The following is an 18467-nucleotide window of genomic DNA, read 5'->3' on the forward strand; positions in this document are numbered from 1 at the left end:
TTCTGATAGAGAATGCCGGCCTTACAGGACTTCAGTCAATTGATTTCCTTGCAAGGCCGGCATTCGTCATACCTAGGGGCTAACTACTCCGGTCTGGTAGGCGATGACAACGGCCTGCACACGGTCGCGGGCTTCAAGCTTTGAGAGAATGTGGCCGACATGTGTTTTGACAGTAGCCTCAGATAAGAACAATTCTTGAGCGATTTCTGGATTTGAGCGACCCAGTGCAATCAGGCCAAAGACTTCTCGCTCACGCCGGGTCAGTGAGTCGACCAGACCTGCTAACTGTTCATTGCAAGGAGCCGAAGCTTTTTTCATCAATGGCGCCATATGATCCAGTAGTCGTCGCGTTGTTGAAGGTGCAATGACTGCATCTCCGCGGTTGACCGTCCGAATTGACTCCAGAAGTTCTTCCGGAGGGGCGTCTTTGAGAAGGAATCCACTGGCGCCGGCCTGGATGGCACTGAAGGCGTATTCATCCATGTCGAATGTGGTTAGAACAATGACCTTTGGTCCGTCTGCTGCTGGCTTTGATGGGTCAAGCAAACGCTGGGTGGCTTCGATACCGTCCATCTCAGGCATCCGAACGTCCATAAGGATGACATCTGCTTGTGAGGTCAGGGGAGAAGCTATCGCTTCTCGACCGTTTCCCGCTTCAGCAATGACTTGCATGTCATCTTGTGAGTCGATAAGCATTCGAAAACCGCTACGAACCAGTAGCTGATCATCAACCAATGCGACTTTGATGGCATTGATATTTTCCATGTGTGTTTAGTCCTCAGAGTATGGGATGAATACTGCTACGGCGTATCCGCCGGATGGTTGTGCGCCGGAAGTGCAGGTACCGTCGTACAAGGCTACTCGTTCTTTCATTCCGATTAGCCCTTGTCCAGTGCCCTCTAATTTGATGGCCCCGGCACCACGCCCGTTGTCCACAATGCGAAGGTCAAGACCACGGTAAGTCCACGTGAGTAACACTTCAGCAACTACGTTGGTGCCGGCATGTTTCAGAACGTTGGTCAAGGATTCTTGAATACACCGATATGCGGTGAGCTCTGCTCCGGCGGGTAGGTCTTTACGGGGTGTGCCAGCTGTTTCCAACTTCACTTCGAGTCCGGAGTTCCTAGCAATTTCAGCCAGGTCTTCAACATCAGTCAAGGAGGGCAGCGGTCGATTTTGGAGCTCTTCGTCCTTTCGCAGCACGCCCAAGAGTCGGCGCATTTCTTTGAGTGAGGCACGACCGGTATCAGAGACAGTCTTCAAGGTGTCGATTGCAATTTGCGGATCTTTGATCGCAGCGTAGCGTGCGCCGTTTGCTTGGGTAATGATCACAGAGAGCGAGTGAGCAACGATATCGTGCATTTCTCGGGCAATATGGTTTCGCTCATCTGAGGCAGCCAAGGCCCGTTCCATGATTCGTTCGTTTTCCAGTCTGTCTGCATGATCCTTGAGGGATTTCATGGCTAGTCTGCGTGTCCGCGCCAAGTCGCCAAAGGTCCAAGACAAGGTCACGAGCAACGCCAATCCCACGAAGGAAAAGATCATGTCAGCGGATAACCCAGTTGAGACTTCTGGGCTGTACTGAGACGGGCTGAAAAGCTTGAAGGTGGCAAGTATGGCGCCTAGAAACCCGAGCGCCAACGTGCCGAATGACTGCCAACGTTTCCCGTACACGGCCATGGTGTAGATCATGATGGGCACTGATATCTGAGACGGAAGAATCAGGCCATCAAAGGCCAGCTGCAGTAGATGGCCCACGACTATAACCAGAGTTGCTGCCCACGGGAATCGTCTGCGGACCATCATTGGAGCGGATTGCAGAAGGGCAATCGCAAAAATGGACAACATTGCAGTGACTGACATGGAGCCGGTTAAACCGATGGTGCCGGGCACACAGAAAAGTGTGTAAACGAGCCCGGTGATGAAATCTACGCGTCGTGGATTCGCGCGGATCCAACCGTCAATGCGACGGTGGGGATTAGCAAGAAACAATGCTTCCTTCAATTCAGTGGTGTCAGTTGCGGACAGATAAAACCGATACAGCGGTGTCCGCTAGATCTAGGATATCGAGTCGTTGAGACGGTGCACGTCATGCTCAGGTTTGAAGTCTGTAATTGAAAGTCGCAGAGTTCTCATAATATGAGACGAACTCTCACATGTTGGACTGTGGTCGCTAGAGTTGAACCATGGCAAATGAAATTGATATTGCGGTCATTCCAGGTGACGGGATTGGCCCAGAAGTTATAACTGAAGCGGTCAAAGTTCTGAAGTTCGTCACCAATGGTGGCAAGCAAGACGTCAAGCTCACTTACTACAAACTTGGCGCAGAACACTGGCTTGAAACTGGAGAGACTCTCCCAGATGAGACGCTGACTGCAATCAAACAGCACGACGCCATTCTTTTTGGTGCCGTAGGTGCAGCTCCTGGTGATACTCGTATTCCTTCAGGAATCATTGAACGTGAATTGCTGTTGAAGCTTCGCTTCTCCTTGGATCACTTCGTGAACCTACGTCCATCCAAGCTTTATGCCGGCATTGAAAGCCCGCTGGCTAACCCTGGCAACATTGACTTTGTCGTGGTTCGTGAAGGTACCGAAGGACCATACGTAGGCAATGGTGGTTCGGTGCGCACCGGAACCGCGCACGAAATTGCCACAGAGGTTTCGGTGAACACTGCCTACGGTGTTGAGCGAGTGGTTCGTGATGCATTCCGCCGCGCTTCAGAACGCGAACGTAAGCACGTGACTTTGGTTCACAAGCACAACGTCTTGGTGCACGCAGGCCACTTGTGGAAGCGAACCGTGGAAGCCGTTGCTGAGGAATTCCCTGAGGTCACTCATGACTACCTCCACGTTGACGCTGCCACGATTTTCTTGACCACGGACCCATCTCGTTTTGATGTCATCGTTACTGACAACCTGTTTGGTGACATCTTGACTGACCAGGCTGGAGCCATTACTGGTGGCATCGGACTAGCTGCCAGTGGCAATATCAACATGGAGCGCACCTACCCTTCAATGTTTGAGCCGGTACATGGATCAGCTCCTGATATTGCTGGCCAGCAGAAGGCTGATCCAACGGCTGCCATTCTGTCTGTGGCTTTGATGCTTGATCATCTCGGATTGTCAGAAGAAGCACGCACAGTTGAGCAAGCTGTTGAAAAAGAGATCACTTCGCGACAGGAATTGACCGATAATCGCACCACAAGTGAAATCGGCGATGCAATTGTCGCTCTACTGGCATAAGCTGAAAACAGACGTTTCCGGTTAGTTCCTAACCGGTGGCAATTCCACGAACGGATGTTCCGCGTAAACGTGGGGCATCCGTTCTTTTGATTATTGAGCTAGGAAGTCCAAGGGTAGATGGAATTCACCGAAAATCTTTCAACAAGTCGCAAGAGTGCCCAGGAGCGCGCCAGCGTTTTGGCTAACCCGGGCTTTGGAGATTTCTTCACTGACCACACTGCAGTTGTCGATTGGACCTCCAATGAAGGTGGCCGCGATGGTCAATGGCATGACGCTCGAATTGAACCCTACGGTCCAATCGCCATGGATCCAGCCGCCTCGGTGCTTCACTACGGCCAGGAGATCTTTGAGGGTCTGAAGGCATACCGTCACGAGGACGGCTCAGTTTGGAGCTTCCGTCCGCGGGCTAACGCTGCGCGCTTGAACAAGTCGGCACAGCGGTTGGCTCTGCCACAGCTGGACGAGGACGTGTTTGTTGATTCCTTGAAGAAGCTTGTTGCTACCGATGTCGAGTGGGTTCCAACCGGTGAAGGTGAAGCTCTTTACCTGCGCCCGTTCATGATTGCTACTGAAGCTTTCCTCGGAGTGCGCGCTGCGCGAGAAGTTTCCTACCGCGTCATTGCTTCTCCAGCCGGTAATTACTTCGGGGGAGAGCTCAAGCCTGTGGCCATCTGGGTTTCCAAAGACTACGCCCGTGCCGGGCGCGGTGGTACCGGCTCGGCTAAGTGTGGAGGCAATTATGCTGCTTCCCTGATTGCCCAGCTGGAAGCGGAAGAGCACGGCTGCAAGCAGGTCTTGTTCTTGGATTCGTTCAACGACAATGCTGTTGAAGAACTTGGCGGCATGAACGTTTTCTTTGTAACAAAGGATCAGAAGCTCATTACACCTGCGCTGACCGGGACAATCCTTGAAGGTGTCACCCGTTCGTCGGTCATTCAGCTTGCCAAGGATCGTGGCATGGAGGTTGAAGAGCGCAAGATTACCCTTGACGAATGGCGTGACGGAATCGCTTCAGGCGAAATCACCGAAGCATTCGCTTGTGGTACGGCCGCAGTCATTACTCCGATTGGTGTGCTCAAAAATGGAGATGAACTTATCGGAAACGAAAGTGCTCCAGCAGGTGAAGTGACCATGTCTATCCGTGAAGAACTCTTGGGTATCCAGCTGGGTACCGTTGAAGATCGACACGGTTGGCTTGAGCGCTTGGCTTAGAGGCCATAACAAACGACTACGATGGTCTCGGGGATTCTTTCCCGAGGCCATCGTTTTTGAGTTGTAAAGGACTGCAATGCACGTACTGGTAACTGGCGGAGCTGGCTACATAGGATCGCACGCTGTGCTCCTATTGCTAGAAGCAGGACACAAAGTATCCGTCTTTGATAACCTGAGCAATTCTTCGCCTGAGTCGCTCAAGAGAGTACGTGAGATGTCTGGCTCAGCACCGCAATTGTTTACCGGTGACCTGCTGGACAGCGACCGTCTTGAGTCTGTTCTTCTAGAAACCAAGCCTGATGCTGTGATCCATTTCGGTGGTCTGAAGGCCGTTGGCGAGTCAGTAGAAAAGCCAATTACCTATTATCAGAACAACGTGGTTGGCACCCTGAATTTGGTTTCCGCAATGGAAAAGGCAGGCGTGAAACGCTTGGTCTTTAGTTCTTCGGCCACCGTATATGCGGAATCAACCGAATTGCCGTTGGTTGAAGGCGCTCAACGAGACGCATCCAACCCGTATGGTCGTACCAAGCTCCACATTGAACAGATCCTTGAAGATTTGGCTGTCTCTGATTCATCCTGGTCCATTGCGACTTTGCGTTACTTCAACCCTGTTGGTGCTCATCCGTCCGGCAATATTGGCGAAGATCCACAGGGCATTCCGAATAACCTGATGCCATTCATCGCTCAGGTTGCGGTCGGACGACGCAGTGAAGTTCAAGTCTTCGGCAATGATTACCCAACCTATGACGGGACTGGCGTTCGAGACTACATCCACGTCATGGATCTAGCCCAAGGCCATCTGGATGCCTTGGACTTCCTCAATGAGCACAGCGGACAATATGTATGGAACCTTGGCACAGGAAGCGGCACAAGCGTCTTGGACGTTATCGGTGCGTTCTCACGTGCTTGTGGACGGCAGCTTCCCTACAAGCTTGTTGATCGCCGCCCGGGCGATATTGCCGAGTACTATGGCGACCCGACTACCGCTCGCTTGGAGCTAGGCTGGAAGGCAGAGCGTGGTGTCGAGGAAATGGCCCGCGACATGTGGCAGTGGCAGTCCAAGAACCCAGCCGGGTACCCGGAATTTTCCCTCGATGATATTTCTGAAGACGAGATGAACGAGTTTATTCGAGGCGAACGAACTTCGCTGGCAAAACAAGATTAGATAAGAGAAGTAATCGAATGAAGATAGCAAGGTTTGTAGTAGACGGCGACCCGCTTTACGGCGTCGTTGATGGAAATGATATTCACGTTCTCGCGGGAGACCCGTTCTTCCAAGGAATCAAGACAACTGGTGCGACCCATAGCTTGGATGACGTTCGGCTTGTCGCGCCGATCATTCCTCGTTCCAAGGTTGTCGGATTCGGCCGCACCTATCGCGAACATGCCAAGGAACTAGGTAATGAGGTTCCAAAGGAACCAATCATGTTCCTTAAGCCCAACACTTCGGTGGTTGGTCACGGCGACCCGGTTACTCTGCCGGCATTCTCTGAAGAAGTCTCTTTCGAGGGTGAACTTGCTGTGGTCATTGGTCGCATCTGCAAGGATGTTCCAGCAGACAAAGCTCAAGACGTGATCTTTGGCTACACGGTGGCAAATGACCTGACCGCACGGGATGCACAGCGGTCAGATCCGCAGTGGGCACGTGCCAAGGGATTTGACGGATCTTGCCCATTGGGTCCTTGGATTGAAACTGAACTGGCCGATCCAGATGACGCTGGCATTGTGACTCGCGTGAACGGTGAAGTCCGTCAGGACGGATCTACTAACGAGATGATCTGGCCAGTGAACGAACTTGTGGCTCGCGCCTCCGAGGCATTCACCCTCCTGCCAGGTGACGTCATCATGACCGGCACTCCAGCGGGTGTTGGTTTGGTTGAAGCTGGAGACGTAGTTGAAATTGAAGTTGAGGGCATTGGCTCCTTGCGAAGTGTATTTAGACGTTAAGTATCGTCTACTAGGCAGACAGGCGCTCCCTAGCTATCCTGCCCAACTTGCCATCATCAAATTGGTGGAACCGCACTGGCTCTCGATCATTTATGTGATCGGGAGCCTTGCGGTTTAACTGCAACTTTCGGCTTCAAAGGCATAGAATGTAGACATCATGACTGATCTATCGCTGATTCCTGAAGTAACCGAAGACACCCCAGTACGCGTTCGTTTTTGCCCATCACCCACAGGTACGCCACACGTTGGCTTGATCCGCACGGCCCTGTTCAACTGGGCCTACGCTCGTCATACCGGTGGAAAGATGATTTTCCGCATCGAAGACACCGACGCAAAGCGCGACTCGGAAGAAAGCTACAACCAAGTGCTTGAAGCATTGGGCTGGTTGGGCATCGACTGGGACGAAGGCGTCAATGTTGGCGGACCACACGAGCCATACCGTCAGTCACAGCGAGGCGAGATCTACCAAGATGTCATTGCAAAGCTTCGTGCAGCTGGACACGTATACGAGTCCTACTCCACCCCGGAAGAAGTAGAAGCGCGCCACAAGGCTGCTGGTCGTGACCCTAAGCTGGGCTACGACAACTTTGACCGTGAACTCACCGATGAGCAGAAAGCAGCGTTCAAGGCAGAAGGCCGCGAGCCAGTCTTGCGCGTTCGCATGCCGGATCACGATGTGACCTTCAACGACCTTGTTCGCGGAGAGATCACCTTCAAACCAGGCACTGTTCCGGACTACGTTGTAGTCCGCGCCAACGGACAGCCGCTTTACACGCTGGTCAACCCTATCGATGACGCGTTGATGGGTATCACTCACGTGCTTCGTGGAGAAGACTTGCTTTCTTCAACTCCACGTCAGGTTGTCCTGTACGCACTGCTCCACGACATTGGCGTCGCACAGTACATGCCGCGCTTTGGTCACCTGCCATACGTAATGGGACAGGGCAACAAGAAGCTTTCCAAGCGTGATCCAGAATCAAGCTTATTCTTGCACCGTGACAACGGCTTCATCCCAGAAGGCCTGCTGAACTACTTGGCGCTCCTTGGTTGGTCCCTAAGCGCTGATGAAGATATCTTCTCGCGTGATCAGCTTATTGAAGCCTTTGACGTGACGGACGTGCTGTCTAACCCAGCACGCTTTGACGTGAAGAAGGCCGAAGCTATCAACGGTACTCACGTGCGCATGCTTGATCCACTAGATTTCCGTGACCGTTTGGTTCCTTACCTTCAGGCTGCTCAGCTTGTTGGTGAAGAACTTACCGCGCGCGAAAACGAGATCTTGGATCAGGCTGCTCCACTGGTGCAGGAACGCATTGCCTTGCTCGGCGAAGCTACAGACATGCTTGAATTCCTCTTCAAATCAGATGATCAGATCGTTATCGCTGACAATGCGCTCAAGGGCATGCCAGCTAACTTGGTCGAGGTCGTTGATGCATCGGTAGCCGCTTTGGAAACTGTCAGCGAATGGAATGCTGAACACATTCAGGTTGCCCTGCGTGCCAAGCTCGTTGATGAACTGGAATTGAAGCCTCGTCAGGCATTTGGTCCAGCCCGTGTTGCCATCTCAGGCAAGCGAGTTTCTCCTCCACTTTTCGAGTCAATGGAAATCCTGGGACGCGAATCAAGCCTGAACCGCCTGCGTGCCTTCGGTGAAAGCCGATAGATAGCCACTGTAGGTTTTCTTGATTCGATCCGTCGCTCCGAGGTGCCGCAACATTTTTGTTGTAGCCCTCGGGGCGATGTTTTTGTGTCACTGACGCCTTGGTCTACCTTCGACGCAGAACTCTCTGTTTCGTTCTTGGCTAGTCGTAGGAAGAGTGCGTTAATTCACAGATACTAAACACTGGGTTCTGCACTTGATGAAGGTGAACTGAACTGAGTGGTTCCGCACCATGTCGCGCAATATCTCCTTAAAAACCAACACAGTTTCCGATTTGTGTAGATAATCGTAGAGCTGTATAGTTTTATCTCGTGCTGCGGGAGTGGACGGAAATCAGAACTATCTGAATTCCCTAAACCTCCAAGTCACATTGGGATATGGTGTAATTGGCAACACAGCAGTTTCTGGTTCTGTCGTTCTAGGTTCGAGTCCTGGTATCCCAGCGCTTCACCAAAGCAATTTGGTGAGTTGAAGATCCGTCTTCGGCATACGGCCCCATCGTATAGCGGCCTAGTACTCCGCCCTCTCACGGCGGCAACACGGGTTCGAATCCCGTTGGGGTCACCATATTAAAACCACGGAGAAATCCGTGGTTTTTTCTTTTGCCCCAAAATTCTGCGTTGGGCTCTCCATAATCACCGTTGTCATAAGGCAAGATGGTGCACATGGAGTCGAATTCAGATCAGAGCGAAAACGCAGCAAGTAATGTTGCTAGTGGTAGAGGATTCAGCAGCGTCGCCACCCAGAACCTGACTGAACTACGAGACACACTCACCGAATTAGTCTTTGTTCACGGTCCTTCAGAAGCTGTGTCCCAAAGCGAAGAGCTGCGTGCCAAAACCTTGCACCAGATTTCTGATTACCTTCTGCCCCGTGTATCAAACTTGGGAGCACCGTTGCTCGCCGTGGTTGGCGGGTCTACCGGTTCAGGAAAATCGACTTTGGTGAATTCGTTACTGGGGGAGCAAGTCAGCGTTTCCGGTGCCGTGAGGCCAACCACTCGAACTCCAGTCCTTGCATTTAATCCTGCAGACCAAGCTTTTTTTGATTCGGAACGCGTATTACCGGAACTCATCAGAGTAACAGGACAGGGCTTTGCTGTGGGCGGCGACTCATCTCGAAGTGATGCGCTGCTCATGACTCCACACGAACGCGTTCCGCAAGGTCTAGCAATTTTGGACGCGCCGGATATTGACTCGGTATCCGACGATAATAGAGCGCTTGCGGGACAGCTTTTGAACGCCGCGGATTTGTGGATTTTTGTCACCACAGCCAACCGGTATGCCGATGCCCTACCGTGGGATCTGCTCACCGACGCCGGAGTTCGAAACATTACTGTGTGCGTCGTACTCAACCGCGTACCTCTGGGCGCTGAAAAAGATATCGTCCCTGATCTACGCCGGCTGTTAACGGAAAAGAATCTTGACCCCGCGCTGCTTCATGTACTGAACGAGACGCAGCTAAACGACGACAAGCTAATTCCAGCAGACCAAGTAGCTCCACTATCTCAGTGGCTTAACGAACTGGCTGCGGATGCGACTAGGCGACAGCAACTGGCAGCCCAGACGCTTGAAGGAGCAATGCGCAGAACCACAGCTGACGCAGGTGAGCTGCTGGCTGAAGTGCAAGATCAGGAGAACCAACTAGCTGAACTTCGCAAACTAACTTCCGACAGGTTCGATCAAGCGCTGGCGAGAATTAACGAAGGGCTAGACGACGGTTCGCTTCTTCGAGGCGAAATCTTGGCCCGGTGGCAAGACTTCGTCGGCGCAGGAGAGCTACTTCGCGGGATTGAAGGTGCTGTTGGCCGCATGCGTGATCGCGTGAGTTCGTTCTTCTCTGGTCGGCCAGCCGCGACCCATAAAGTGGAACAGGCGATTGAATCTGGACTCCATACAGTCTTCATTGCAGAAATCACCAAAGCCTGCCACGACATAGACCGATCTTGGAAAAACACACCTCTGGGGCAAGTGCTTCGAGGCGAACTCAGTTCGCCTCGGCCCGCCGCTGACTTTAATGAGCAAGCTGCCGACAGCATTCGGCTTTGGCAAAAAGACATTCTTGAGATGATCCGTGAAGAAGGTGCGGGCAAACGCAAGACCGCCCGTATGGCCGCTTTTGGTGTTAACGGAGTCGCGGTGATCTTGATGGTGGTGGTCTTTGCCTCCACCGCTGGGCTCACCGGGCTAGAGATCGGTATTGCCGGCGGGTCCGCGGTTGTTGGCCAAAAGCTCTTGGAAGCGATTTTTGGTGAGGACGCTGTGCGTCGCATGGCTTCACGAGCAAGAAAAATGCTTGATACGCGAGCAAAAGCACTCATTGCAAATACATCTGAGATCTACACGAATGAAATAGACGGACACTCGCAGCCTGAGGTTGTAGAGGCATTGAACCGTGCTACGGAGAGCCTGAACAACAAGGGGGCCCGCAAATGACGGAACGCAAAGTAGTTCGTGCAGCCAATGGTCTTGATCAGCAGATCAACAGCGTCGTCCAAGCGATGCAACTTGCTGAACCATACCTGGACACGGAGAGTATAGATTTAGCCGCTGCAGTCATCAACAAAGCTGAATCACGCCGTCAACTATCAGCTGACCACGTAGTAGTTGGGTTGTTCGGGGCTACCGGAAGCGGAAAATCCACACTCTTCAACGCACTCGTTGGCCAGAAGCTAGCAAGCACAGGGGTCATTCGACCTACAACAACAAAGACCGTCGCAGCCATTTGGGAGACCGAAGGTGCCAACGAACTCCTTGATTGGCTAGAAGTCACTGACCGCCACGTCATTGAGAAATCTGCTGAAGGGAAAAGAAGGGTAACCAAGAAGTCCCTAGACTCAGGCTTGATGCTCTTGGATCTGCCCGATATGGACTCCACAAGAGTAGAACACCATGAGATTGCCGCCCGGCTGGTTGGTCAAGTGGACTTCTTAGTCTGGGTGCTAGATCCCCAGAAGTACGCCGACGCGTCGATTCATCATGGATATCTGAATTCCTTGCGCAGTCAGCAGGGAAATATTGTGATTGTCCTGAACCAGATCGACAAGGTTGCAGAAACAGACCGCAAGAACGTCGTGCATTCACTGCGCGAGATCCTCGCGCAATCTGGTCTCGAACGGTTGCCGGTAGTTTGTGCTTCTGCTGTGACTGGCGAGGGCCTGGACGAGGTTCAGAAGCAGATTGCAACTGTGGCTAAGAACAAGGCTTTGTCTACTCGGCGTTTACGTTCTGACGTAGATCAAGTTATCCATAAGCTCAACGGTGATTTGAGTACCGAAAAGGTGCGTTTGCCGGGGCAAATGCATCAAGCAGAGCTTGAACAGACAATTGCCAATGCGCATGGAGCAAAGTACATCGCTGATGCTGTTGAAACTTCGTACAAGCTTCGTGGCGCGCAACGCACCGGCTGGCCACTGACCACGTGGTTGATCCGACTGCGAAATGACCCGTTGCAGAGAATGAATTTGGGGCGTAGTAGGCAAACTTCTGATGTGTCCATTACTTCGCGTCCAGAGCTCTCGGTTGCAGAATCCGCGGCTATTGATCATGGGATCGACAAGTACGTAGCAGAGGCTACAAGTCAATTGCCGGAGAGCTGGCATGAACCGATTAGAGATGATGTCAGCTCAAACGTTACTTCGTTGGACAGCGCAGTAGACTCAGCCATCGCCGCAACACCACTTGGGGTGGAACGTCCTTCTTGGTGGTGGCCAGTGATCAAGTTTGTTCAGTGGGTGGCACTGCTCGCTGCACTGGCAGGGGCTCTTTGGCTCGCGGCCTACCCGGTGGCCGGATACTTCCAATTTGACCTGCCAGAAGCACCGCGCATAGAGGGCATAGCCGTACCAACGTTGGTTCTTGTCATTGGTGTGTTGCTTGGCGTGGTGCTGGGTATAGGGTGCTCGTTCGTCAATCGAATAGTGGCTAAAGTTAAACGTAGAAAAGCGTTGAAGAATATTCAACGTTCTGTGTCGGGTTTGGTCCGGACGGCAATCGTTGATCCGGTTGATCAGTACCTGAACACTTACAACAGTTATGCCGAACTCATCAGCTCGGCAGCAAAGAAAGCCGAATAGAACTCCGTGACTAATTTTCAATCCGAAGCTACGGTTGGTGACCTTGGCGAGCAAGGAATACTTGACGCCATTTTGCCGCTTCTTGATTCAAGCAAAGCGAGCTTGGGTCCCGGTGACGATGCGGGTGCGTTGCGTGTGGCCGGGGGAGAAGTTCTCGTTTCGGTTGACACGCTAGTTGAAAATCAAGATTTCAGGTTGGTCTGGCCTAGCGGGCAAGAACATAAGGCTTATGACATTGGGTGGAAATCAATTGCCCAAAATGTCTCTGATATCAACGCAATGGGTGGCAAATCCACTGGGGCTGTTATCTCGTTATCCCTTCCTGGTAACACGCCATTGGAGTGGGCCAAGGATTTTGCCCAGGGCGTTACGGATGCAATCAAGTATCTCGGAGCAGAGGAACTGACTATCCTCGGCGGTGATCTTGGAAAGGCCTCAGAAATTTCGGTGACTACCACGGTGCTCGGTGAATCTGAGCATGGAAAAATTCTGCGTAGCGGTGCCAAGCCGGGTGACCTCATTGCTGTGGCTGGCCATTTGGGTGATGCTGGTGCCGGTCTAGAAGTACTGGAGCATCAAAGCGATTCAGCAACCTGGAACCGAGCTGTGCGTCGGTTAGTCGCTGGACAGTGTAGGCCTGTTCCTCCACTAGGCTCTGGACCTCGCGCCGCAGAAGCTGGTGTTCATGCACTAATGGATATTTCGGATGGGCTGATTCGTGACAGCACCCGTATGGCTAAAGCCAGCGGTGTGAGCATTGATTTTGATCTTGAGGTTCTCAAGAAATTTGCTGAACGGTTAAAGCCGGCTGCCGTGTTGACCAAGCAAGAGCCGATGAAGTGGGTTTTGCACGGCGGTGAGGATTTTGGACTCCTGGCTGCTTTCCCGAACGCTTCGGATGTGCCAGAAGAATTCACTGTCATTGGCAAAGTCACTGCCCGCAGTGGCCGTCGGTCTGTGGTGACTGTGGGTGGCAAGCCCGCTCTTGGAAGTGCGGGCTTTGATCACTTCAGCTAAGTCAGCCTAGCGGCCGCAGCGTAGTGCAACTCAGCGCTTAGACGTGGTCGTTCTGAACGCGCAGTAGTTCGGAAAGTTCGTGGGCCGCGCTGGTCACCGCTTCATGATGTATTTTGCCCGGCTGTCGGGTTAGACGTTCAATCGGTCCTGACAGCGATAACGCGGCGATGACTCTTCCAGACTGTCCGCGAACTGGAGCTGAAACAGAAGCGACGCCTGGTTCACGTTCGCCCAGTGATTGGGCCCAACCGCGTCTGCGCACGCCGGCGAGGATCGTTGGAGTGAAGCGAGCATGGTGAAGCCCATCAACCATGCGTTCATTGTCTTCCCACGCAAGCAGGATCTGGGCGGCGGAGCCTGCCTTCATGGACAGCTGTGTTCCTACCGGAATGGTGTCTCGTAAGCCGATAGGTCGTTCTGCGCTGGCAATGCACACACGGAAGTCACCTTGCTTGCGGAAAATCTGAGTACTCTCACCGGTGATATCTCGAAGCTTAATCAGAATCGGTCCAGCGGCGCTCACAAGACGGTCTTCGCCGGCGGCGCTAGCCAGCTCTACCAACCGGTTGCCCAGCTCAAAACGGCCATGCATGTCTCGTCCAACGAGTCCGTGATGCACCAAGGATTGGGCAATGCGATGCACGGTGGGACGTGAAATATCGGTCAGGTCCACAAGCTGAGAAAGGGAAGTGGGTCCATTCTCAAGCGCGTTGAGAATAGCCGCTGCTTTGTCGAGTACGCCTACACCGCTACCAATAGTCATACAGTTAGTATCGCGTCTCATTATTTGAGATTCAAGTCCGCATACTGGAAAAGACTCTCTGTGAAGTGTCAAAGTTGAACTACCACAATTACGTAGCTTGAGGAGTGTGTCGCATGTCCGTCATGCAGTCGCCCCAGACATTGGCAGAAAAAGTTTGGAACGCACACGTTGTGCGCCATGGAGAAGGCAACGGCGAAGCCCGTCAGCCTGATTTGATCTACATTGATCTCCACCTATTACACGAGGTGACCTCCCCGCAGGCCTTTGAAGGTTTGCGCTTAGCGGGACGTCAACTTCGTCGCCCAGATCTGACCATTGCGACAGAAGATCACAACACTCCCACGCTTGAAATCGATAAGCCTATTGCTGATCTCACCAGCCGTACGCAGATCGAAACCTTGCGCGAGAACTGTAAAGAGTTCGGCGTGCGTCTGCACTCGCTGGGTGACAAGGAACAGGGAATCGTTCACGTTGTCGGCCCCCAGCTGGGACTGACCCAACCTGGCATGACCGTCGTTTGCGGAGACTCCCACACCTCAACCCACGGTGCCTTCGGCGCTTTGGCATTTGGTATCGGAACTTCCGAAGTTGAACACGTCATGGCTACTCAGTCTCTGAGCCTGAAGCCCTTTAAAACCATGGCCATCAACGTTGAAGGCACTCTGAAGCCGGGTGTTACCGCAAAGGATATTATCTTGGCTGTTATTGCCAAGATCGGTACCGGTGGCGGTCAAGGTTACGTACTTGAATACCGCGGTTCAGCAATTCGCTCGCTGTCCATGGACGCACGTATGACCATCTGCAACATGTCAATTGAAGCTGGCGCTCGCGCTGGCATGATTGCTCCAGATGAAACGACTTTTGAATACGTCAAGGGACGTCCACACGCGCCACAAGGCGAAGACTGGGACGCAGCAGTTGCCAACTGGAACACCTTGCATTCTGATGAAGGCGCGAGCTTTGACGCAGAAGTCTTCCTGAATGCTGATGAACTTGAGTCGTTTGTCACCTGGGGTACTAACCCTGGTCAAGGCGTTTCACTCTCGCAGAGTGTTCCTTCCCCGGAAGATTATGAAGACGAGAATGACCGTAAGGCTTGCGAACGCGCATTAACCTATATGGGCCTGACTGGCGGAACGCCAATGAAGGACATCCGTGTAGACACAGTCTTCTTGGGATCATGCACCAACTCCCGCATGGAAGATCTGCGAGCGGCTGCAGAAGTAGTCAAGGGCAAGGTCAAAGATCCAAACGTACGGATGATTGTCGTTCCGGGTTCGGCTCGCGTTCGCTTGGAAGCCGAAGCAGAAGGCTTGGATCAGATATTCAAAGACTTCGGAGCAGAATGGCGATTCGCCGGTTGCTCAATGTGCTTGGGAATGAATCCAGACCAGTTGGACGAAGGGGAGCGTTGCGCTTCGACCTCCAACCGAAACTTTGAAGGACGTCAGGGCAAGGGTGGGCGTACCCACTTGGTTTCACCGCTGGTTGCAGCTGCAACCGCAGTGCGCGGAACCCTGTCTTCACCTAGCGACCTGGCCAATACTCCGGCCGCAGTCTAGAAAGGATTACCATCATGGAAAAGATTCTTACTCATACCGGCATTGGTGTCCCACTGCGTCAGAGCAACGTTGACACGGACCAGATCATCCCTGCCGTTTATCTGAAGCGTATTACCCGTACTGGGTTTGAGGATGCCTTGTTTGCTGGCTGGCGCCGCGACGAGAACTTCATCCTGAACAAGGAACCATTCAACGAAGGTTCTGTGTTGGTAGCGGGCCCAGACTTTGGTACCGGTTCTTCCCGTGAACACGCAGTATGGGCGCTGAAAGACTACGGCTTCAAAGCTGTAATCTCAGCTCGATTTGCCGATATCTTCCGTGGGAACTCTGGCAAGCAGGGATTGGTTACTGCCGAGGTTGCGCAAAGCGACATTGAGCTGATCTGGAAGGAACTGGAAAATAATCCAGGCACTACCGTGAGCGTTGATCTTGAGTCACGCACGGTTCAGTGTGGATCGATTTCTGCTCCGTTCCAGATTGATGATTACACTCGCTGGCGCCTGATGGAAGGTTTGGATGACATCGGGCTGACCTTACAGCAGGAAGACGCCATCACGGCGTATGAAGCCACGCGCCCGGAGTACAAGCCAAGAACCCTGCCTGCTAAAACCGCCGAATAATTCTCACGCGCAATTGAGGAATAATAGGTCCGTTCTCATCTGTTCAAATAGGTGAAGAACGGACCTACCTTTCTTTAAGGACGCACATACCGTGCGAGAAGGCTGACGTGGCTGAAAGCATGCTCACAATGTGTGCGCCACACGATGACCTGAACGTATCAACAGCTAGATAAGCGGTATGCTTGCTAAGTCCTGCCAGTTCGAAAGCTCAAAAGCTTCGGCGGGCGATAACGACTACGCGATGAGGTAATTCATACATGGGTAAGATCTTGACGATCCATGGTGGTGTCCCACTTAAGGGCACCGTACGAGTCGGCGGAGCTAAGAACCTAGTGCCAAAAGCCATGGTTGCAGCTCTGCTCGGTGACACTCCTTCGGTTTTGCGAAACGTACCGGAGATTAAAGATGTCGTTGTAGTACGCAGCTTGCTTGAAATCCACGGAGTCAAGGTTGATCAGGACCCAACCACCGGTGACCTCTCGCTGGATCCAACCAATGTGAAGACCGCGTCGAATCAAGCAATTGATGCGCACGCTGGTGATTCACGTATTCCTATTCTTTTCTGTGGCCCACTGATCCACGCACTGGGTGAAGCCTTCATTCCAGACCTTGGTGGTTGCCGCATTGGTGACCGTCCAATCGATTTCCACCTAGAAGTTCTTCGCGAATTCGGTGCAGTCGTAGACAAGGCTCCTGATGGCATTCGTATCTCGGCTCCAAATGGTCTCACCGGCGCTAAGCTGAACCTCCAGTACCCAAGCGTCGGCACCACCGAGCAGGTACTGCTTTCGGCAGTTCGTGCTAAGGGTGTTACCGAGGTCAGCAACGCAGCTATTGAGCCAGAAATTCTAGATTTGATCTCGCTGTTGCAGAAGATGGGCGCAATCATCTCTGTACACCGTGACCGTGTGATCCGTATTCAGGGTGTAGATAAGCTCAGCGGCTTTGACCACACTTCGCTGCCAGACCGCAACGAGGCAGCTTCATGGGCTTCGGCAGCGCTGGTGACCAAGGGTGATATTTTCGTTCAGGACGCGCAGCAGCGTGACCTGACCGCATTCCTGCACGTCTACCGCCAGATTGGTGGCGAGTTCGAGGTCAAGTCCAACGGCATTCGTTTCTACCACCCAGGTGGAGATCTGAATCCGTTGATCCTCGAAACCGACGTTCACCCCGGCTTCATGACCGACTGGCAGCAGCCGTTGGTTGTCGCTTTGACTCAGGCTAAGGGCGTCTCAGTAATTCACGAGACGGTCTACGAAAACCGTTTCGGTTTCACCGACGCATTGGTGCGCATGGGTTCTACGGTTCAGGTGCACACTGACTGCCTTGGGTCCACTCCTTGCCGGTTTGGCCAGCGAAACTTCAAGCACTCTGCAGTTGTTGTCGGTCCAGCAAAACTCAGCGGCGCAGACATTGACGTTCCAGACTTGCGTGGCGGCTTCTCGCACCTGATTGCTGCCTTGGCAGCTGAAGGTACCAGCCGTGTGACCGGGATTGAAATCATCAACCGCGGTTACGAGCACTTCATGGACAAGCTTCAGGGCCTGGGCGCAAACGTCGAGCTGAGCAACTAACTAAGGGGATCTCGTACGTGGTAAAGATCCTGGCTCCCGGAGAGTCTGCTAGCACCAAACTTGTTTTTTCTGTCTTGGCAGGAATTGTCCGTTCAGGCATGAACCTGATGACAGGCAAGTCATGGAAGGGCTTTGATTCTCTTCCAAAGGGTGGCTACATTGTGTGCCCTAATCACTTGACGGAAATTGATCCGTTGGTGGTTGGCCACGCAATCTATAGCAACGGCAGGCTCCCACGGTGGCTGGCAAAGGAATCTTTGTTTAAGGTTCCTTTACTTGGCTGGTTCCTTAAGAAGACCGGTCAGGTTCCGGTGACACGTAGTTCAGCTAGTGCTGGGGAATCTCTGAAATCAGCGCAAAAAGTTCTGGACGCTGGGGGAGTCATTGTGATCTACCCAGAAGGTACCCTTACCCGAGATCCAAATTTATGGCCAATGGTCGGTCGCACTGGTGCTGCGCGTCTTGCGCTGCAGACCGGTGCGCCGGTCGTGCCTATGGCCCACTGGGGAGACCAAGAGCTACTGCCTAGGTATTCCAAAAAGATGTATTTGTTCCCTCGCAAACACGTAACCGTCGCTGTTGGTGCGCCGGTAAACCTTGATGATTTGCGTGATGGCCCCAGGACTCGCACCGTTCTTCAAGAAGCCACGGACCGCATCATGGATGCAATTACCGGTTTGCAGGCCGAACTTCGTCAAGAAGAAGCTCCGGCTACTCGCTGGGATCCTAGCGACCACGGCCAGACTCAGACCGGGCGTAGTTTCGACAAGCCAGAAAACTAATCGA

General features: G+C 52.9%; 15 protein-coding genes and 2 tRNA genes. 14 read left to right on the top strand and 3 right to left on the bottom strand.

Annotated features, from left to right (window positions below):
- Positions 1-72: 72 nt before the first annotated feature.
- Positions 73-765: a response regulator gene (locus AC1Z3F_RS04150; protein WP_483566628.1), complete on the bottom strand. Its 693-nt coding sequence runs from the start codon at positions 763-765 to the stop codon at positions 73-75.
- Between the two features lie 6 nt (positions 766-771).
- Complete coding sequence (locus AC1Z3F_RS04155; RefSeq protein ID WP_483566629.1) at positions 772-1992, bottom strand: sensor histidine kinase; 1221 nt, start codon at positions 1990-1992, stop codon at positions 772-774.
- A 194-nt stretch (positions 1993-2186) separates the two neighbouring features.
- On the opposite strand from AC1Z3F_RS04155, the gene AC1Z3F_RS04160 reads away from it, so the two are divergent.
- From AC1Z3F_RS04160 to thiL, 10 genes are all read left to right on the top strand, one after another.
- Complete coding sequence (locus AC1Z3F_RS04160) at positions 2187-3245, top strand: 3-isopropylmalate dehydrogenase (protein WP_483566630.1); 1059 nt, start codon at positions 2187-2189, stop codon at positions 3243-3245.
- Positions 3246-3362: 117 nt separating this feature from the next.
- Entirely contained in the window at positions 3363-4457 is a 1095-nt protein-coding gene (locus tag AC1Z3F_RS04165; RefSeq protein WP_483566631.1) for a branched-chain amino acid aminotransferase, read from the top strand.
- Positions 4458-4533: 76 nt separating this feature from the next.
- Complete coding sequence (galE, locus tag AC1Z3F_RS04170) at positions 4534-5625, top strand: UDP-glucose 4-epimerase GalE (protein ID WP_483566632.1); 1092 nt, start codon at positions 4534-4536, stop codon at positions 5623-5625.
- Positions 5626-5642: 17 nt separating this feature from the next.
- Positions 5643-6407: a fumarylacetoacetate hydrolase family protein gene (locus tag AC1Z3F_RS04175; protein ID WP_483566633.1), complete on the top strand. Its 765-nt coding sequence runs from the start codon at positions 5643-5645 to the stop codon at positions 6405-6407.
- 157 nt (positions 6408-6564) lie between these two features.
- Positions 6565-8070, top strand: a complete 1506-nt coding sequence (gene gltX / locus AC1Z3F_RS04180; RefSeq protein WP_483566634.1) for a glutamate--tRNA ligase — start codon at positions 6565-6567, stop codon at positions 8068-8070.
- Between the two features lie 368 nt (positions 8071-8438).
- Positions 8439-8510 (top strand) — tRNA-Gln (locus AC1Z3F_RS04185).
- Positions 8511-8558: 48 nt separating this feature from the next.
- Positions 8559-8634: transfer RNA gene (locus AC1Z3F_RS04190), tRNA-Glu, on the top strand.
- Positions 8635-8732: 98 nt separating this feature from the next.
- The gene (locus AC1Z3F_RS04195) at positions 8733-10502 is read left to right on the top strand and encodes a dynamin family protein (protein ID WP_483566635.1); all 1770 of its coding nucleotides are present in this window, start codon (positions 8733-8735) and stop codon (positions 10500-10502) included.
- Positions 10499-12142: a GTPase gene (locus AC1Z3F_RS04200; RefSeq protein ID WP_483566636.1), complete on the top strand. Its 1644-nt coding sequence runs from the start codon at positions 10499-10501 to the stop codon at positions 12140-12142. The genes AC1Z3F_RS04195 and AC1Z3F_RS04200 overlap by 4 nt, the downstream gene beginning before the upstream one ends.
- A gap of 6 nt (positions 12143-12148) precedes the next feature.
- Positions 12149-13159, top strand: coding sequence for a thiamine-phosphate kinase (thiL, locus tag AC1Z3F_RS04205; RefSeq protein WP_483566637.1), 1011 nt, complete (start codon positions 12149-12151; stop codon positions 13157-13159).
- 37 nt (positions 13160-13196) lie between these two features.
- Here the strand turns inward: thiL and AC1Z3F_RS04210 are convergent, their stop codons facing one another.
- On the bottom strand, positions 13197-13922 hold the full coding sequence (locus AC1Z3F_RS04210) for an IclR family transcriptional regulator (protein ID WP_444613259.1): 726 nt from the start codon (positions 13920-13922) through the stop codon (positions 13197-13199).
- Between the two features lie 122 nt (positions 13923-14044).
- Between AC1Z3F_RS04210 and leuC the strand changes: the two genes are divergently transcribed.
- The 4 genes from leuC to AC1Z3F_RS04230 all read left to right on the top strand — a co-directional run bounded on the left by leuC (position 14045) and on the right by AC1Z3F_RS04230 (position 18463).
- Entirely contained in the window at positions 14045-15484 is a 1440-nt protein-coding gene (leuC, locus tag AC1Z3F_RS04215) for a 3-isopropylmalate dehydratase large subunit (RefSeq protein WP_262199741.1), read from the top strand.
- A gap of 14 nt (positions 15485-15498) precedes the next feature.
- On the top strand, positions 15499-16104 hold the full coding sequence (leuD, locus tag AC1Z3F_RS04220) for a 3-isopropylmalate dehydratase small subunit (protein WP_483566638.1): 606 nt from the start codon (positions 15499-15501) through the stop codon (positions 16102-16104).
- Positions 16105-16361: 257 nt separating this feature from the next.
- Positions 16362-17681, top strand: coding sequence for a UDP-N-acetylglucosamine 1-carboxyvinyltransferase (gene murA / locus AC1Z3F_RS04225; protein WP_131088023.1), 1320 nt, complete (start codon positions 16362-16364; stop codon positions 17679-17681).
- A 98-nt stretch (positions 17682-17779) separates the two neighbouring features.
- Positions 17780-18463 carry a lysophospholipid acyltransferase family protein gene (locus tag AC1Z3F_RS04230; protein ID WP_483566639.1) on the top strand — a complete coding sequence of 228 codons (684 nt, stop codon included), beginning with the start codon at positions 17780-17782 and terminating at the stop codon, positions 18461-18463.
- Positions 18464-18467 lie beyond the last annotated feature (4 nt).

Source organism: Glutamicibacter sp. MOO4 (assembly GCF_056934395.1).

Excerpts from the sequence above, each read along its gene's own strand:
- AC1Z3F_RS04150 (WP_483566628.1), bottom strand. The coding sequence starts at position 765 with ATGGAAAATATCAATGCCATCAAAGTCGCATTGGTTGATGATCAGCTA.
- AC1Z3F_RS04160 (WP_483566630.1), top strand. The coding sequence starts at position 2,187 with ATGGCAAATGAAATTGATATTGCGGTCATTCCAGGTGACGGGATTGGC.
- AC1Z3F_RS04165 (WP_483566631.1), top strand. The coding sequence starts at position 3,363 with ATGGAATTCACCGAAAATCTTTCAACAAGTCGCAAGAGTGCCCAGGAG.
- galE (WP_483566632.1), top strand. The coding sequence starts at position 4,534 with ATGCACGTACTGGTAACTGGCGGAGCTGGCTACATAGGATCGCACGCT.
- AC1Z3F_RS04175 (WP_483566633.1), top strand. The coding sequence starts at position 5,643 with ATGAAGATAGCAAGGTTTGTAGTAGACGGCGACCCGCTTTACGGCGTC.
- gltX (WP_483566634.1), top strand. The coding sequence starts at position 6,565 with ATGACTGATCTATCGCTGATTCCTGAAGTAACCGAAGACACCCCAGTA.
- AC1Z3F_RS04195 (WP_483566635.1), top strand. The coding sequence starts at position 8,733 with ATGGAGTCGAATTCAGATCAGAGCGAAAACGCAGCAAGTAATGTTGCT.
- AC1Z3F_RS04200 (WP_483566636.1), top strand. The coding sequence starts at position 10,499 with ATGACGGAACGCAAAGTAGTTCGTGCAGCCAATGGTCTTGATCAGCAG.
- AC1Z3F_RS04210 (WP_444613259.1), bottom strand. The coding sequence starts at position 13,922 with ATGACTATTGGTAGCGGTGTAGGCGTACTCGACAAAGCAGCGGCTATT.
- leuC (WP_262199741.1), top strand. The coding sequence starts at position 14,045 with ATGCAGTCGCCCCAGACATTGGCAGAAAAAGTTTGGAACGCACACGTT.
- leuD (WP_483566638.1), top strand. The coding sequence starts at position 15,499 with ATGGAAAAGATTCTTACTCATACCGGCATTGGTGTCCCACTGCGTCAG.
- murA (WP_131088023.1), top strand. The coding sequence starts at position 16,362 with ATGGGTAAGATCTTGACGATCCATGGTGGTGTCCCACTTAAGGGCACC.
- AC1Z3F_RS04230 (WP_483566639.1), top strand. The coding sequence starts at position 17,780 with ATGAACCTGATGACAGGCAAGTCATGGAAGGGCTTTGATTCTCTTCCA.